This window comes from Thalassospira sp. Z349TD_5 (assembly GCF_056173045.1).
Map to the genome: position 1 here is coordinate 1,966,732 of NZ_CM149654.1, position 15,309 is coordinate 1,982,040.

The 15,309-nt window shown below is 52.5% G+C and carries 12 protein-coding genes and 1 pseudogene; all 13 read left to right on the forward strand.

The features are described from left to right. The first annotated feature begins 14 nt into the window (after nucleotides 1–14). The 13 genes and pseudogenes from AC0VXT_RS08865 (at nucleotide 15) to AC0VXT_RS08925 (ending at nucleotide 15,309) form a co-directional block, all read left to right on the forward strand. Nucleotides 15–1,265 carry a lipoprotein-releasing ABC transporter permease subunit gene (locus AC0VXT_RS08865; RefSeq protein ID WP_022732378.1) on the forward strand — a complete coding sequence of 417 codons (1,251 nt, stop codon included), beginning with the start codon at nucleotides 15–17 and terminating at the stop codon, nucleotides 1,263–1,265. Then, complete coding sequence (locus AC0VXT_RS08870; protein ID WP_022732377.1) at nucleotides 1,258–1,992, forward strand: ABC transporter ATP-binding protein; 735 nt, start codon at nucleotides 1,258–1,260, stop codon at nucleotides 1,990–1,992. The genes AC0VXT_RS08865 and AC0VXT_RS08870 overlap by 8 nt, the downstream gene beginning before the upstream one ends. A gap of 126 nt (nucleotides 1,993–2,118) precedes the next feature. Beyond that, the gene (gene dnaE / locus AC0VXT_RS08875; RefSeq protein ID WP_475548335.1) at nucleotides 2,119–5,604 is read left to right on the forward strand and encodes a DNA polymerase III subunit alpha; all 3,486 of its coding nucleotides are present in this window, start codon (nucleotides 2,119–2,121) and stop codon (nucleotides 5,602–5,604) included. 230 nt (nucleotides 5,605–5,834) lie between these two features. Then, the gene (rpsB, locus tag AC0VXT_RS08880; RefSeq protein ID WP_022732373.1) at nucleotides 5,835–6,617 is read left to right on the forward strand and encodes a 30S ribosomal protein S2; all 783 of its coding nucleotides are present in this window, start codon (nucleotides 5,835–5,837) and stop codon (nucleotides 6,615–6,617) included. 87 nt (nucleotides 6,618–6,704) lie between these two features. After that, nucleotides 6,705–7,628 (forward strand): translation elongation factor Ts, encoded by a 924-nt coding sequence (tsf, locus tag AC0VXT_RS08885; RefSeq protein WP_475548336.1) that lies wholly within the window; start codon nucleotides 6,705–6,707, stop codon nucleotides 7,626–7,628. A gap of 167 nt (nucleotides 7,629–7,795) precedes the next feature. After that, nucleotides 7,796–8,527, forward strand: coding sequence for a UMP kinase (gene pyrH / locus AC0VXT_RS08890; protein WP_022732371.1), 732 nt, complete (start codon nucleotides 7,796–7,798; stop codon nucleotides 8,525–8,527). Between the two features lie 2 nt (nucleotides 8,528–8,529). Further along, nucleotides 8,530–9,093 carry a ribosome recycling factor gene (frr, locus tag AC0VXT_RS08895; RefSeq protein WP_101300630.1) on the forward strand — a complete coding sequence of 188 codons (564 nt, stop codon included), beginning with the start codon at nucleotides 8,530–8,532 and terminating at the stop codon, nucleotides 9,091–9,093. Nucleotides 9,094–9,095: 2 nt separating this feature from the next. Beyond that, a pseudogene (locus AC0VXT_RS08900) lies at nucleotides 9,096–9,837 on the forward strand (isoprenyl transferase). Beyond that, nucleotides 9,824–10,642: a phosphatidate cytidylyltransferase gene (locus AC0VXT_RS08905; RefSeq protein ID WP_240626342.1), complete on the forward strand. Its 819-nt coding sequence runs from the start codon at nucleotides 9,824–9,826 to the stop codon at nucleotides 10,640–10,642. Before AC0VXT_RS08900 ends, AC0VXT_RS08905 begins: the two are co-directional and overlap by 14 nt. Before the next feature lie 39 nt (nucleotides 10,643–10,681). Continuing rightward, nucleotides 10,682–11,842 (forward strand): 1-deoxy-D-xylulose-5-phosphate reductoisomerase, encoded by a 1,161-nt coding sequence (locus AC0VXT_RS08910; protein WP_475548337.1) that lies wholly within the window; start codon nucleotides 10,682–10,684, stop codon nucleotides 11,840–11,842. Between the two features lie 38 nt (nucleotides 11,843–11,880). Continuing rightward, the gene (gene rseP, locus AC0VXT_RS08915) at nucleotides 11,881–12,984 is read left to right on the forward strand and encodes an RIP metalloprotease RseP (RefSeq protein ID WP_475548338.1); all 1,104 of its coding nucleotides are present in this window, start codon (nucleotides 11,881–11,883) and stop codon (nucleotides 12,982–12,984) included. Continuing rightward, nucleotides 12,984–15,080, forward strand: a complete 2,097-nt coding sequence (gene bamA, locus AC0VXT_RS08920) for an outer membrane protein assembly factor BamA (RefSeq protein ID WP_475548339.1) — start codon at nucleotides 12,984–12,986, stop codon at nucleotides 15,078–15,080. The genes rseP and bamA overlap by 1 nt, the downstream gene beginning before the upstream one ends. After that, a complete protein-coding gene (locus AC0VXT_RS08925; RefSeq protein ID WP_475548340.1) occupies nucleotides 14,962–15,309 on the forward strand; it encodes a BamA/TamA family outer membrane protein in 348 nt (115 codons plus the stop codon). Before bamA ends, AC0VXT_RS08925 begins: the two co-directional genes overlap by 119 nt.

The following is a 15,309-nucleotide window of genomic DNA, read 5'->3' on the forward strand; positions in this document are numbered from 1 at the left end:
AGGATAGAGTGCCCATGTTCAGTCCGTTCGAACGTATGGTGGCCTTTCGCTACCTGCGTCCACGTCGGCAGGAAGGTTTCGTTTCCGTTATCGCCATTTTCTCGTTGCTGGGCATCATGCTTGGTGTGGCAACGCTGATTATTGTGATGTCGGTCATGAACGGTTTCCGCGCCGAATTACTTGGTCGGATTTTAGGGTTGAACGGGCATATATCTGTCTATGCACAAAGCAATGACGGCATTGCCAATTATGATGCGATTGAAAAAGAGATCGCTGAAACCGGCAATGTAAAGCTGTCCGTTCCTGTCGTTGAAGGACAGGTTATGGCATCGAAAAATGGTCGGGCAAGCGGTGCCATTGTGCGCGGCATGCGTCCTGACGATGTTAAACAGCGTAAAACCATTGCCGATAACATCGTGTTTGGGTCGCTTGATAATTTTAAGGGCGATGACAGCATCATCATGGGCGCACGCCTTGCTATGAAGCTTGGTGTCGGGGTCGGTGATACCGTCAATCTGATTTCGCCCAAGGGCAATGTCACCGCATTTGGTGCTGTTCCGCGTGTACGGGCCTATACCGTGGCCGGGCTGTTTGATATTGGCATGTATGAATATGACAGTGGCTTTATCTTTATGCCGCTGTCTGCCGCACAGCTTTATTTCCGCCTGCCCGAGAAAATCACACATTTTGAAGTGATGCTTGATGATATCTCGTCACTCGATGACACCATGGATACGCTGTTGACAACGCTTGCCAGTGAAAAGTTGCGGCTGGTCAATTGGCAACAATCAAATTCCGGGTTCTTCAATGCGTTACAGGTTGAACGTAATGTGATGTTCCTGATCCTGACATTGATCATTCTTGTTGCCGCCTTCAATATCATTTCGGGCATGGTCATGCTGGTCAAGGATAAGGGACGCGATATTGCCATCCTGCGCACCATGGGGGCGACCCGCAAATCAATCATGAAGGTGTTCTTCCTGGCGGGTGCATCCATCGGGGTTTTGGGCACGCTGAGTGGTTTGATCATCGGTGTGTTGTTCTGCCTGAACATCGAAAATATCCGCCAATTCATTCAGACCCTGACGGGCACCGATTTGTTTAATGCTGAAATCTATTTCCTGTCGCAACTGCCGGCCGATATGGATACCGGCGAGGTCGTTCTGGTTTGCGTCATGTCGCTCACACTGACGTTCCTTGCTACGGTTTATCCGGCATGGCGGGCGTCGCGTCTCGATCCGGTGGAGGCTCTGCGCTATGAGTGATCAGGTCAAAACAACCGCTCAGGAACGGTCGCGCACTGTTGTTCTGCGCCTTGAAAAGATTGATCGTGTTTTCAATCAGGGCCCCGATCAGCTTGAAATCCTCAAATCAGTCGATCTTGAAATCCATCAGGGCGAAATTGTCGCCCTTGTCGGGCCGTCGGGTGCGGGTAAATCAACCTTGCTTCAGATTGCCGGATTGCTTGAAAAGCCTGACGGCGGTTTGGTGTCGATTGGCGGTAAGCGCAGCACGGATCTGTCCGATCTTGCGCGGACCGAAATGCGCCGTCGCCACATCGGGTTTGTCTATCAGTACCATCATTTGCTGCCGGAATTTTCTGCAATTGAAAATGTCGTCATGCCACAAATGATCAATGGCCTGAAACGCTCCGAAGCCGAAGTGCGCGGTCTTGAACTCCTGCGCTGTCTTGGTCTTGAAAACCGGGCTGAACATCGTCCCGCGCGCTTGTCGGGTGGTGAGCAGCAACGGGTTGCCATTGCGCGTGCCCTTGCCAATGTGCCAGACGTTTTATTTGCCGATGAGCCGACCGGGAACCTTGATCCGCAAACCGCGGCAACTGTCTTTGGCATGTTGATGTCACTGGTGCGTGAAACGGGTCTGGCATCCTTGATCGCAACCCATAACCCTGCACTGGCAAGCCAGATGGACCGGGTTGTGACCTTGCGTGATGGTCATTTGGTCGAACTTGATCCAGCCGAACTCGCCTAGGTTCTGTCCCTAAGCGATCTTTCGCAACGGCTCAAAATTCTCTAAGCTGATTAAACGCGGTGTTTCGCCATTGTGTGAAATACCGCGTGACCAGTCTTTTGTCTTCTTTTCCGGGGTAAAATTACGATGGAAAACGGTTTCGTCCATCTGCGTGTTCACACCAACTATTCGCTTGCCGAAGGTGCCATCACGACGAAGGAGCTTGCCAGTCTTTGTGCAGCTGACGGCCAACCCGCCGTTGCGATGACCGATACCGACAATATGTTTGGCGCGCTTGATTTCGCAGGCGCCATGAGTGGTGCGGGTATTCAGCCGATCCTTGGCGTGCAAATGGGTTTTGAACGGTTTGGTGATAAGCCTGCTGTTGGCAAAATCATGCGCGAACCGATGCCCGACCGCCTTGTTCTGATTGCCCAGAATAAGGAAGGTTATTTCAACCTTCTGAAAATTGTTTCGCGCGCCCATATGACGTCTGAGGCCGGAAGCGAGCCCAAAGCGCTGTATGAGCATATCGAAAAATATTCCGACCATGTGATTTGCCTGACCGGTGGTCCAACCGGGCCGTTGGCGCGCCTTCTGGCCGAGGAACAGGTCGATAAGGCCGAAGCCTGCCTGACGAAATTAAAGGGCATCTTTGGCAATCGCCTGTATATCGAGTTGCAAAGACACGGTGAGGCGCTTGAAGAGCAGGTCGAACCGGGTTTGATCAAGCTGGCCTACGATCATGATGTGCCGTTGGTTGCGACCAACAATTGCTATTTCCCGTCGGGCAAAATGTATGAAGCCCATGACGTGTTCATCTGTATCGGGCAGGGGGCGGTCGTCGGGCAGGATGAACGCTGGAAACTGACGCGCGATCACCGGTTTAAGACTGCAGATGAAATGCGCAACCTGTTCGCCGATATCCCTGAGGCCTGCGACAACACCGTGGCGATTGCCAAACGCTGTTCATGGCACGTCGAAAAAATCGATCCGATCCTGCCGCCCTTTGATTGTGGCGAAGGCCGCACCGAGGTTGATGAACTGCGCCATATGTCCGAAGAGGGCCTTAAGGGCCGGTTGGAAAAATACGTCTATACCCCTGACATGTCTGACGCGGATAAGGAAGAAACGGCCAAACCCTATTGGACGCGTCTTGAGTATGAGCTTGGCATCATCAATCAGATGGGCTTTCCGGGCTATTTCCTGATCGTTGCCGATTTCATCCAATGGGCCAAGGATCATGAAATCCCGGTTGGGCCGGGCCGTGGGTCGGGGGCAGGGTCGCTTGTGGCCTATGCACTTTTGATTACCGATCTTGATCCGCTGCGGTTCTCGCTTCTGTTCGAACGTTTCCTCAATCCGGAACGTGTGTCCATGCCAGACTTTGACGTCGATTTCTGTCAGGATCGACGTGGCGAAGTGATTGAGTATGTGCAGAAAAAATACGGTCATGATCGTGTTGCACAGATCATCACATTCGGTAAGCTACAAGCCAAGGCCGCCGTGCGTGACGTCGGGCGTGTGCTGAGCATCCCGTATGGTTATGTCGATAAAATCTGTAAAATGATTCCCGGTGACCCGGCCAAACCGATCCCGCTCAAAGAAGCGATCGATATGGAGCCGGACTTGCGCCGGATTGCGCGTGAAGACCCGGACATCGACCGCTTGCTCACCATCGCCATGCAGATCGAAGGGCTGTACCGCAACTCCTCGACCCACGCGGCCGGGGTTGTGATCGGTGACCGCGATCTTGATGAGCTCGTGCCGCTGTATCGTGATCCGCGCTCGGACATGCCGGTGACACAGTTCAACATGAAGTATGTTGAAAATGCCGGGCTGGTGAAGTTTGACTTCTTGGGGCTTAAGACCCTGACGGTGATTATCGAAGCCGTCAATTTGATGCGTCAACGCAAAGACGTCCCGCAAGATTTTGATATCAGTGCCATTGAGCTTGATGATCGTCCATCGTTCAAGCTGTTGTCTGCCGCTGAAACCGTCGGCGTGTTCCAGCTTGAATCGCAAGGCATGCAGGACGTTTTGCGCGGTCTGAAGCCAGATACGCTCGAAGACATTATCGCTGTCGTGGCGCTGTATCGTCCGGGCCCGATGGACAATATCCCCCATTACATCGCACGTAAGCATGGCCAGGAAGAACCTGACTACATGCACCCGATGTTGCAGCCGATCCTGCAAGAAACCTATGGCATCATGATCTATCAGGAACAGGTCATGGAGCTGGCCCAGATCATGGCGGGCTATTCGCTTGGCGGTGCAGATTTGCTGCGCCGTGCGATGGGTAAAAAAATCGCCGAGGAAATGGAAAAGCAGCGGTCGCTGTTTGTCGAAGGATCGGAAAAGAACGGTGTTGATCGCGGACAGGCATCCGACATCTTTGATCAGGTCGCCAAATTCGCATCCTACGGCTTTAACAAATCGCACGCCGCTGCCTATGCGCTGGTGGCCTATCAAACTGCGTTTCTAAAGGCCAACTATCCGGTCGAATTCATGGCCGCGTTGATGACGCTTGATATGCACAACACCGAAAAACTTGCGGTGTTTAAACAAGAAGTCGAACGGCTTGAAATCGAAATTCTGCCGCCCTGCATCAACCATTCGCAAGTCGCCTTCTCGGTCGAAAACCACGAGAGCGGCGGTAAAATCCGCTATGCGCTGGCGGCAATCCGCAATGTCGGCGATGCGGCGATGGAAAGCCTAGTTGCCGAGCGCGAAGCCAACGGGCCGTTTAAAGACCTTACCGATTTTGCATCGCGCATCGATAGCCGGGCCGTCAACAAACGACTGCTTGAAAACCTTGTCCGTGCCGGTGCACTGGACTGTCTGGCAACCAACCGCAAAGTCATGCTGGAGCATGTTGATAAAGTCATTGCCGTTGCCCAGCGCGAAATGCAGGCGCGCAATGATGACCAGATTTCGATGTTTGGTGACGAAAGCGCCTTTGCCAAGGACGCGATCAAACTGCCTGATGAGCGTGACTGGGTGCCGATGGAAAAACTGACCGAGGAATTCTCGGCCATCGGCTTTTACCTGTCGGCCCATCCGCTTGATACGTTCGGCAAAAGTATTCAGCGGATTGGCATTGCGCCGATCAAGGAACTGCCTGCCCGCATGCGTGCGCAGAATAAAGGGGCGATCAAACTCGCCGGAACCTTGATCAATGCCCGTGAAATGATTTCGAAAAAGAACGGTTCGAAATTTGCCTTTGTCATGTTCTCCGATCCGACCGGCAGCTTCGAAGTTGCTTTCTGGGCAGAAGCCTGGGCGGCATACAAGGAAATCATCAATGCCGGGCGGCCGGTTCTGTTGATTGTTGCGGCTGAAATGCGCGAGGGGCAACTGCGCATTCAAGGTCAGCGCGTAGAGGATCTTGAACAGGCTGTTTCAGGGGCGGCCGAAGGCATTCGCATTCGGTTGAACCACCCTGATCCGGTTTCAGAAATCCGCGAATTGCTGGAAACGGTGGGTAAGGGAAGGGGCCTTGTGACCCTGTCATCCATGTGTGGCGATGGCCGCATGGCCGAGATCGAGCTTGAGGACAGTTATAAGGTCGGGCCATCTCTGATCGGCGCCATCGGGGCTATTCCGGGCGTTGAATTTGCCGAGGAAATCTGACGGTTTCGAATGGAATCGGAATGTGAATGCCCAAAAGGTTCACAAGCCGCGCATTTACAGGTACTTTAGGGCTTGCATTCTTTACGGGACGGGATTAAAACCCGCTCGAACATCGCACGCGAAAGAGCGGCGACTGCCGTCATATGGCAACTCGTCCATCCGGTGTTTCATGCATGAGGCATGAAATTCCCTTTCGCGGAGGTATTAACCGGAAAAAGGTAGGAATTATCATGGCTTTGCCAACCTTTACCATGCGCCAGCTCATGGAAGCTGGTGTCCACTTTGGTCACCACACCCGCCGTTGGAACCCGAAGATGAAGCAGTTCATCTTTGGTGCACGTAACGACATCCACATCCTGAACTTGCAGGAAACTGTCCCGATGCTGCATCGTGCGATGCAGGCCGTTCGTGACGTTACCGCTTCAGGTGGTCGTGTTCTTTTCGTTGGTACGAAACGTCAGGCATCCCCGATCGTTGCTGAAGCTGCAAAACGTTGCGGCCAGTACTACGTGAACCATCGCTGGCTCGGTGGCATGCTGACCAACTGGAATACTGTTTCCAATTCGATCAAACGCCTCAAAGAACAGGACGAAATCCTGACTTCGGGTGCCGAAGGTCTGACCAAAAAAGAAATCCTGAACCTGACCCGTTCGCGCGACAAACTTGAACGCGCTCTGGGCGGTATTAAGGACATGGGTGGTCTTCCTGACATCATCGTCGTGGTTGACACCAACAAAGAAGCACTTGCCATTCAAGACGCCAAGAACCTGAACATCCCGGTTGTTGCGATCCTCGATACCAACTCTGACCCGGCGAACGTTCAGTACCCGGTTCCGGGCAACGATGATGCGATCCGTGCGATCCAGCTGTATTGCGATCTGTTCGTTGGTTCTGTTCTTGATGGTATTCAGGAAGAAATGACCGCTTCTGGCGCGGATCTCGGTGAAGCGGAAGAAGTTCCGGCTGAAGCGAACGCGACGAAAGAAGCAGCTGCAGAAGCAGCTTCCGCATAACTTTCATTTTGTACCCGGGGAAACGGCGGCTAGGATGCCGCCGTTTCTTTAGGTGTTAACTTGATTGCGTAATAGGGGCTTTAAGAAATGGCTATTACCGCTGCTCTCGTAAAAGAGCTTCGCGAAACCACCGGCGCTGGCATGATGGATTGCAAAAAAGCGCTTTCCGAAACCGATGGCAATGTCGACGCTGCTGTTGATTGGCTGCGGACCAAAGGTCTTGCAAATGCTGCCAAGAAAGCTGGCCGCGTTGCTGCCGAAGGTCTTGTTGCTGTTGCGGTTAACGGTACCAAAGGTGCTGTTGTCGAGCTGAACGCTGAAACTGACTTCGTTTCGCGTAACGAAGACTTCCAGAAATTTGTCAACGAAATTGCCGTTCAGGCCGTTTCTGTTGATGGCGACGTCGATGCGCTGAAAGCTGCTGCTTTCCCGGGCACATCGCGTAACGTCGAAGAGCAGGTCACCCACATGATCGCCACCATTGGCGAAAACATGTCGCTTCGTCGTTCGGCTGGCCTGTCGGTCGAAAAAGGTGTTGTTGCTTCTTACATCCACTCTGCTGTTGCTACCGATCTCGGTAAAATCGGCGTTCTGGTGGCTCTGGAATCCGAAGCTGACGCTGCTGTTCTCGAAGGTCTGGGCAAACAGATCGCGATGCACATTGCGGCAACCAACCCGGCTTCGGCAACCGTTGCGGATCTTGATCCGGAACTGGTCGAGCGTGAAAAAACCGTTCTGACCGAACAGGCTAAAGAATCGGGCCGTCCGATCGAGATCATTGAAAAAATGATCGAAGGTCGTATCCGTAAATATTACGAGCAGGTTGTTCTTGTTGAGCAAACCTTCGTGATTGACGGCGAAAACAAAGTTAAAAACGTAATCGAGAATGTCGCTAAAGAAGCTGGCAAGCCGATTACCCTTAAGGGCTTTGTTCGCTTCGAACTCGGTGAAGGCATCGAGCGAGAAGAGAAAGATTTTGCGGCCGAAGTTGCTGAGCAGCTGAACAAATAAAACATCTTTTCGAAATGGTGCGTTACGCGCCATTTCGTGTATGATCCAGACCGGCGAGGTCGGCAGCGCAAATCCGCCCTGTTACTCGCCGGTCTTTTTATATCTGAATTTTGCATTCCCCGTCGTTTTGGGAATGTGTGACATCGGCATTAAGAGGCATTGAAGACATGGCAGAAAACGACCAGCTGAAATTTCGCCGCGTCCTTTTGAAGCTCTCGGGTGAGGGACTTCTAGGTAAACAGCAATATGGTATCGATCCTGAGACGGTCGACCGGATTGCCAGCGAAATCAAGGTCGTTCATGACATGGGGGCTGAAGTTTGCATGGTGATTGGCGGCGGGAATATTTTCCGTGGCGTCAAAGGTGCCTCTCAGGGCATGGAACGTGCCACAGCCGATTACATGGGCATGCTGGCAACCATCATGAATGCGCTCGCGGTTCAAAACGCGCTTGAGCGCCATGGTGTTCAGACTCGCGTTCAGTCTGCCATTCCAATGTCTTCCGTTTGCGAACCCTATATTCGCCGCCGTGCTGTTCGCCACATGGAAAAAGGTCGCGTTGTGATCTTTGCTGCGGGAACAGGCAATCCGTTCTTTACCACCGATACTGCTGCGGCATTGCGTGCGGTTGAAATGGGCTGTGATGCGCTGCTTAAAGGCACGCAGGTCGATGGTGTTTATACCGCTGACCCGAAAACGGACCCGACCGCCGAGCGTTACGACTCACTTACCTATATGGAAGTTTTGTCCAAAGATTTGCGTGTGATGGATGCATCGGCTATTTCTTTGGCACGCGAAAATGATATTCCGGTTATCGTATTTTCTTTGCATAATCCGGGTGCCTTCGCAGATGTTGTCTCTGCAAAGGGGACGTTTACGATTATTTCGAATGGAGACTGAACGTGTCTGACGTTGCTGGCCTAAAAAAGGACCTGTCCCGCCGTATGGAAGGGGCCGTAGAAGTACTGCACAAGGAATTTACCGGTCTGCGCACCGGACGTGCCAGTGTAAGCCTTCTTGAGCCGGTCATGGTCGAAGCCTATGGCGTTCCGACCCCGCTCAATCAGGTGGCTTCTGTCAGTGTTCCTGAATCCCGGATGCTTTCGGTTCAGGTATGGGACAAAACCATGGTCAAATCCGTTGAAAAGGCTATCCGGGATTCTGGCCTTGGCCTCAATCCGGCGGCTGATGGCACCCTTGTTCGTGTTCCGATTCCGGCATTGAACGAAGAACGCCGTGCCGAGCTGTCCAAAGTTGCCGGAAAATATGCCGAACAAGCCAAAATTTCAGTCCGTAACGTCCGCCGCGATGGCATGGACCAGCTGAAAAAATGGGAAAAGGACAGCGACATCTCCAAAGACGAGATGCATGACGAAGAAAAAGAGATCCAGAAGCTGACCGATAAGGTCATTTCCGACATCGATGAGACGCTGTCGCACAAAGAACAGGAAATCATGCAAGTCTGATCATGGCTGTTCTGTCTTCGCAAACTCACCAACAAGAACTGCTGTGTGTTCCGCGTCACGTTGCCATCATTATGGATGGCAACGGTCGTTGGGCACGCGGGCGTGGCAAACCCCGCACGATGGGGCATCGTGCCGGGGTCGAAGCGGTACGTCGCACGGTCGAGGCATCTGCCGAGCTTGGCATTGAGTATCTAACGCTCTATGGGTTTTCGACGGAAAACTGGAAACGCCCGGAAAGCGAAGTCAGTGATTTGATGGGACTTTTGCGGCTATTTTTAAAGCGTGAGCTTGCGACGTTGCACCGAAATAACGTAAAAATTCGCATCATCGGCGACCGAACACGTTTTGCCGATGATATTCGCGACCTTCTCGCCAAGGCTGAAGACCAAACCCGTGACAACACGCGTCTTAACTTGACGATTGCGTTGAGCTACGGGGCACGGGCCGAAATTACGCAGGCCGTGCGCGAGATCGCGCGCAAAGTCGCATCGGGGGAACTTTCAGCAGATGCTGTAACCGAAGACTTGATCGAACAGAACTTGTTGAACCGTTGGCATGCCCGATCCTGATCTTCTGATCAGAACCAGTGGTGAACAACGGATCAGCAATTTCTTGCTGTGGCAATCGGCCTATACAGAGTTTGTCTTTGAAGACGTTCTCTGGCCTGATTTTGACCGCAGCCATCTGGAAAGAGCCATTGACAACTTTGCCGGACGGGAGCGGCGTTTTGGTGCAGTCATCTGAAACCGAACGTCAAAAAGATACGAATTCCGGACTAAAACCACGCATTCTTTCTGCGCTGGTCATGACACCAGTGGCAATTGCCGCTGTCTGGTTTGGTTCACCCTATTTCGACATTCTGTTATTTCTGTTTTGCGCGGGCATGATGTGGGAATGGGCGCGCATGTGCGTGCCTGCCCATTATAACGGTGTGTCTATTGTCGCAGCTGTGGCCGTTGGCGTTGCCATGCTGATGCAAATGACCGGGCAGGGCCCGCTTACGTTTATGCCAATTGCAATCGGTGTGATTATTGCCGTTGCCCGTGGGGGCAAAAATTGGCTGCTGGCTGGATTTGGTGTTCTTTACATCTCACTTGCCGGATTGTCGGCATTGTGGTTGCGCAATCAGGATGCTGACGGTCTTCTGACCATCATGTGGTTGTTCTTCCTTGTCTGGGCGACCGATACAGGCGGCTATGCCTTTGGTCGGGCGATTGGTGGACCAAAACTGGCACCGCGTTTCAGTCCAAAGAAAACATGGGCTGGTTTGATTGGCGGTATGTTCTGTGCTGGCGTTATTGGCGGTCTTGTGACCTATTTCAGCAATGATGCGGTCAACTGGCTCATTGTTCTGGTCAGTATGGTTCTGGCGATTGTGGCTCAGATCGGTGATCTGGGTGAGTCTGCCCTTAAACGGCGTTTCAAGGTTAAGGACAGCAGCAATTTGATCCCGGGGCATGGTGGGCTGCTTGATCGTGCGGACGGAATGCTGACGGTGTTTCCAGTTGCCTTTGCCATTGTCTGTTTCGCTGGACTCACATTGCGATAGAGCCTGATATACATCCGGTTCTTTTCTGACAGGTGTTTGATGAATTTGAAGAAATCCGTCAGTGTTTTTGGCGTTACGGGATCTGTCGGCACAAGTACGGTCGATATTCTAAAAACGCACGCTGACAAATATTGCGTCGATGCGGTTACCGCGCACCGCAATGTTGATGCACTTGCCAAAACCGCCCGTGACCTTGACGCAAAATGTGCTGTCATTGGGGATCCTGACTGTTTCTCCAAACTGCGTGACGCATTGTCAGATACCGACATTGAGGTGACGGCTGGCGAAGATGCCCTTGTCGAGGCGGCTTCACGGCCATCTGATATTGTCATTGCTGCGATTGTCGGGGCGGCGGGCCTTAAGCCAACACTGGCGGCCATTCGCCGTGGTGCGCGGGTCGGGCTTGCCAATAAGGAAACGCTCGTCTGTGCGGGCAGTCTTATGTCCCGGGAAGTTGTGGTGCACGGCGCAACCCTTATTCCCGTCGATTCGGAACATAGTGCTATTTTTCAGGTCCTCGAAGACCGCGCCGAAGAACAGATCGAGCGTATCTTGCTCACCGCATCCGGGGGGCCGTTTCGGGCATGGTCACTGAACGAGATGAAATCGGTGACCCGCGCGCAGGCGCTGGCTCACCCAAACTGGGACATGGGGGCTAAAATCTCGATTGATTCGGCAACCATGATGAATAAGGGGCTTGAGCTGATTGAAGCGCGCCACCTTTTCCCGGTTCCCGAAGAACGGATCGAAATTGTTGTCCATCCCCAGTCGGTCGTGCACAGCATGGTCGAATATGCTGATGGATCTGTGCTGGCCCAGCTTGGCTCGCCCGATATGCGAACACCGATTGCTTATGCGCTTTCATGGCCTGAACGGATCAAGGTTAACGTACCGCGTCTTGATTTTGCCACGATCGGAGGTTTGAACTTCGAGGCGCCAGATATTGTTCGCTTCCCGGCACTGCGTTTGGCACGAGAAGCCTTGCAGGCGGGGGGCACACTGCCTACTGTCTTGAATGCGGCAAACGAGGTTGCGGTTGCAGCGTTCCTTGGCGACAAAATCGGCTTCCTTGCGATTGCGGAAATCGTCGAGGACATGATGGATAAAATCGGCAAGGAAGACCTTGTCGATCTGGATCAGGTATTTGCGACAGATGCCATGGTCCGACGTGAAACAGCAGCACGCATTGCTGCTGTTTAAGTAAATAACACCGGTTTTACCGGATAAGGGACGTCTTGATGGAAACCTTGCTTTCTTTTCTATTTGTGCTCTCGGTTCTCGTTTTTGTTCATGAGTACGGGCACTACTGGGTTGCGATCAAAAACGGCGTGAAAGTCGAAGCCTTTTCAATTGGTTTCGGGCCGGAACTGTTTGGCTGGGTTGATAAAAAAGGAACCCGCTGGAAAGTCAGTCTTCTGCCGCTTGGCGGATATGTGAAGATGTTTGGCGACATGAACCCGGCAAGTGCCGGGCAGCGTGATGACCTTGCCGAAGACGAAAAACAGTTCGCGTTCCATAACAAAAGTGTTGCCGCACGGGCTGCCATCGTTTTTGCGGGCCCACTTGCTAACTTCCTGTTTGCAATCGTTGTTTTCACCTTCCTGTTTGCAGCCGTTGGTCAACAGCGCGCTTTGCCCGTGGTTGGCGAGGTCATGGACAACAGCCCGGCCGCGAGTGCCGGCCTTTTGGCCGAAGACCGCATTACCGCGATTGATGGTGATCAGGTCGAATGGTTCTCGGATCTATCTGAAATTGTCCGTGCTCATCCGGCCGAAGAACTGCGTTTGTCGGTTGTTCGCAACGATGCACCGCTTGACCTGCTTGTCATCCCGGAAGCTGTAACGCCCGAAGAGGGCGATGGCACGCAGACGTTCGGGCGTCTTGGTATTACAGCCGGGGCTTTTGAAACCAGTCGGGATGGCGTGATTGATGCCGCGGGGCGGGCATTTACGTCGTTCTATACCTTAACAACACAAACATTCTCGGCCATTGGCGAAATGATCAGTGGTGATCGTGATAGTTCGGAATTGGGCGGACCGATCCGCATTGCGCAAATGTCTGGCGAAGTCGCCGAAGGTGGCTTTGGTCCCTTGCTGTTCTTTATGGGGTATTTGTCCATCAGCCTAGGGTTGATTAACCTGATGCCTGTTCCGGTTCTTGATGGGGGGCATCTGGTGTTTTATGCGATTGAGGCAATTCGCGGTAAGCCATTGGGCGCAAAAGCACAAGAATATGGTTTCCGTATTGGCGCGGGTTTGGTATTCAGCTTAATAATTTTCGCAACCTGGAACGATTTGACGCAGTTGGGCGTCTTTAGTTTCCTCAAAGGACTTGCTGGCTAATGAATGACGGCAAAAGGGGGGTTAACTTGCTGCGTACGGTAAAAGCGGCCGCGATTGTTGCGGCTCTGCTCGGCGCGACGACGCCAATGATTGTTTCCACGGTTGCCTATGCCCAAAGTTCGGGTGTAATCCGCGATATCAAGGTGGATGGGAACAATCGTATCGAAAGTGCGACGGTTGATGCCTACCTGACGGTTGCAGCAGGCGACCCTTACGACGCGCAGAAAATCAACGATTCCCTTAAAGCCCTGTTTTCGACAGGACTTTTTGCCGATGTGTCGATTTCATTCAATCAAGGCGTGCTTCTGGTTAATGTCGTTGAAAACCCGATCATTAACCGTATTGCCTTTGAAGGTAATCAACGTCTGAAAGACGATACGCTCAGCACCGAGCTTCAATTGCGTCCACGTGTGGTTTACACGCGCACCAAGGTTCAGTCCGATGTGCAGCGTATTCTCGAACTTTACCGCCGCAATGGCCGGTTTGCTGCCACGGTGGAGCCCAAAGTCATCCAGCTTGAGCAAAACCGTGTCGATCTGGTTTTCGAGATTGAAGAAGGTGAGGCGACAGGCATTCGTAAAGTCAACTTTGTTGGCAATAAGGCCTTTGACGATGGTGAGCTTCTCGAAGTTATTCGCACCACCGAAAGTGCCTGGTGGAAAATCCTGACATCTGATGACAATTACGACCCGGACCGCGTGACGTTCGACCGTGAACTGCTGCGTCGTTTTTATCTTTCGGCGGGCTACGCTGATTTTCAAGTGCTGTCTTCCGTTGCGGAATTAACACCGGATCGCTCTGACTTCTTCATCACATATACCGTCAGCGAAGGCCGCCGCTACCAGTTTGGCACGATCAATGTTGTGTCGCAGATTGATAAAATTGATGCCGAGGCACTGGTGCCGCTGATCGAAATCGAGGCTGGCGAATGGTACAATGCCGATATGGTCGATGACGCCATTGAAGTTTTGACCACCCAGGTTGGCGATCAGGGCTATGCCTTCATTGATATTCGGCCAAATGTTCAGCGGAACCGTGAAAACGGTACAATTGATGTGACCTTCACGATTGCCGAAGGACCAAAGGTTTATGTCGAACGCATCAACGTTGTCGGGAACGTGCGGACACTTGATGAAGTGATCCGGCGTGAATTCCGCCTTGTCGAGGGCGATGCGTTTAGCAGTTCGAAAATGAAGCGGTCTAAACAACGTATCGAGAACCTGAACTTCTTCAAATCGGTTGACGTCAAGACCCTGCCGGGTACAACGCCTGACCAGACTGTTCTTGAAGTAGACGTTGAAGAAAAATCGACAGGTGAATTCTCGATTGGGGCCGGGTACGGAACCGATAATGGTGCGTTTGGTCAGCTCGGTATTCGTGAACGTAACCTGCTTGGTAAAGGTCAGGACTTGCGTCTTAACTTTACACTTGGATCGACGGATCAACAGGTCGATCTTTCCTTTACCGAGCCATATTTCCTGGACCGTGAAATCGCGGCTGGCTTTGATGTTTATCGCCGTGAAGAGGACAATCAGGACGAAAGTTCTTACGACGAAGAGCAAACGGGTGGCCGCCTGCGCGCCGGGTTCAAATATTCAGAGGAATTGTCACATTCGTTCCGTTACGGTCTGGAACAGAATTCATATTCTGACATCAACGAAAATGAAGCGTCACGACTGTTGTTGGCTGAAGAAACAGAATTCGTTGAATCTTCTATCGGTCACACACTGACCTATGACAAACGTGATAGCTCTTATTCTCCCACCGAAGGTTATTTCGCACGGCTGTCGAACGATTTCGCCGGGCTCGGTGGTGATGAAACCTATCTTCGCACGCGTATTGAAGGTGGATATTATTATCCGCTGGATCGTGAAAATGAGTGGGTGCTCTCGACACGTGCGTCGACGGGGTACATCTTTGGTATTGGGGACGACACGCGCATTTCCCAGCGCTTCTTTACAGGCGGTGCAAACCTGCGTGGGTTTGAAATCAGCTGGCGTTGGGCCGCGGGACATCGCCACAGGCGATGCTCTTGGCGGAAAAACCTACTATACGGGGTCTGTGCAAATGGACTTCCCGCTTGGACTGCCGTCTGAGTTTGCTCTTAAAGGTCGCGTCTTTAGTGATTTCGGTTCGTCCGAAGGTGTAGACGGTGCCCGGCCTGGCGAAATCTATGACGAAGGTTCACTGCGTGGATCTGTCGGGGTTGGCGTTGGTTGGGAATCGCCGTTTGGCCCCATCGGTGTCGATCTGTCACAGGCCGTTTTGAAAGAAGATTACGACAAAGAGGAAGTGTTCCGTCTTAACTTCGGGACCAGATTCTAA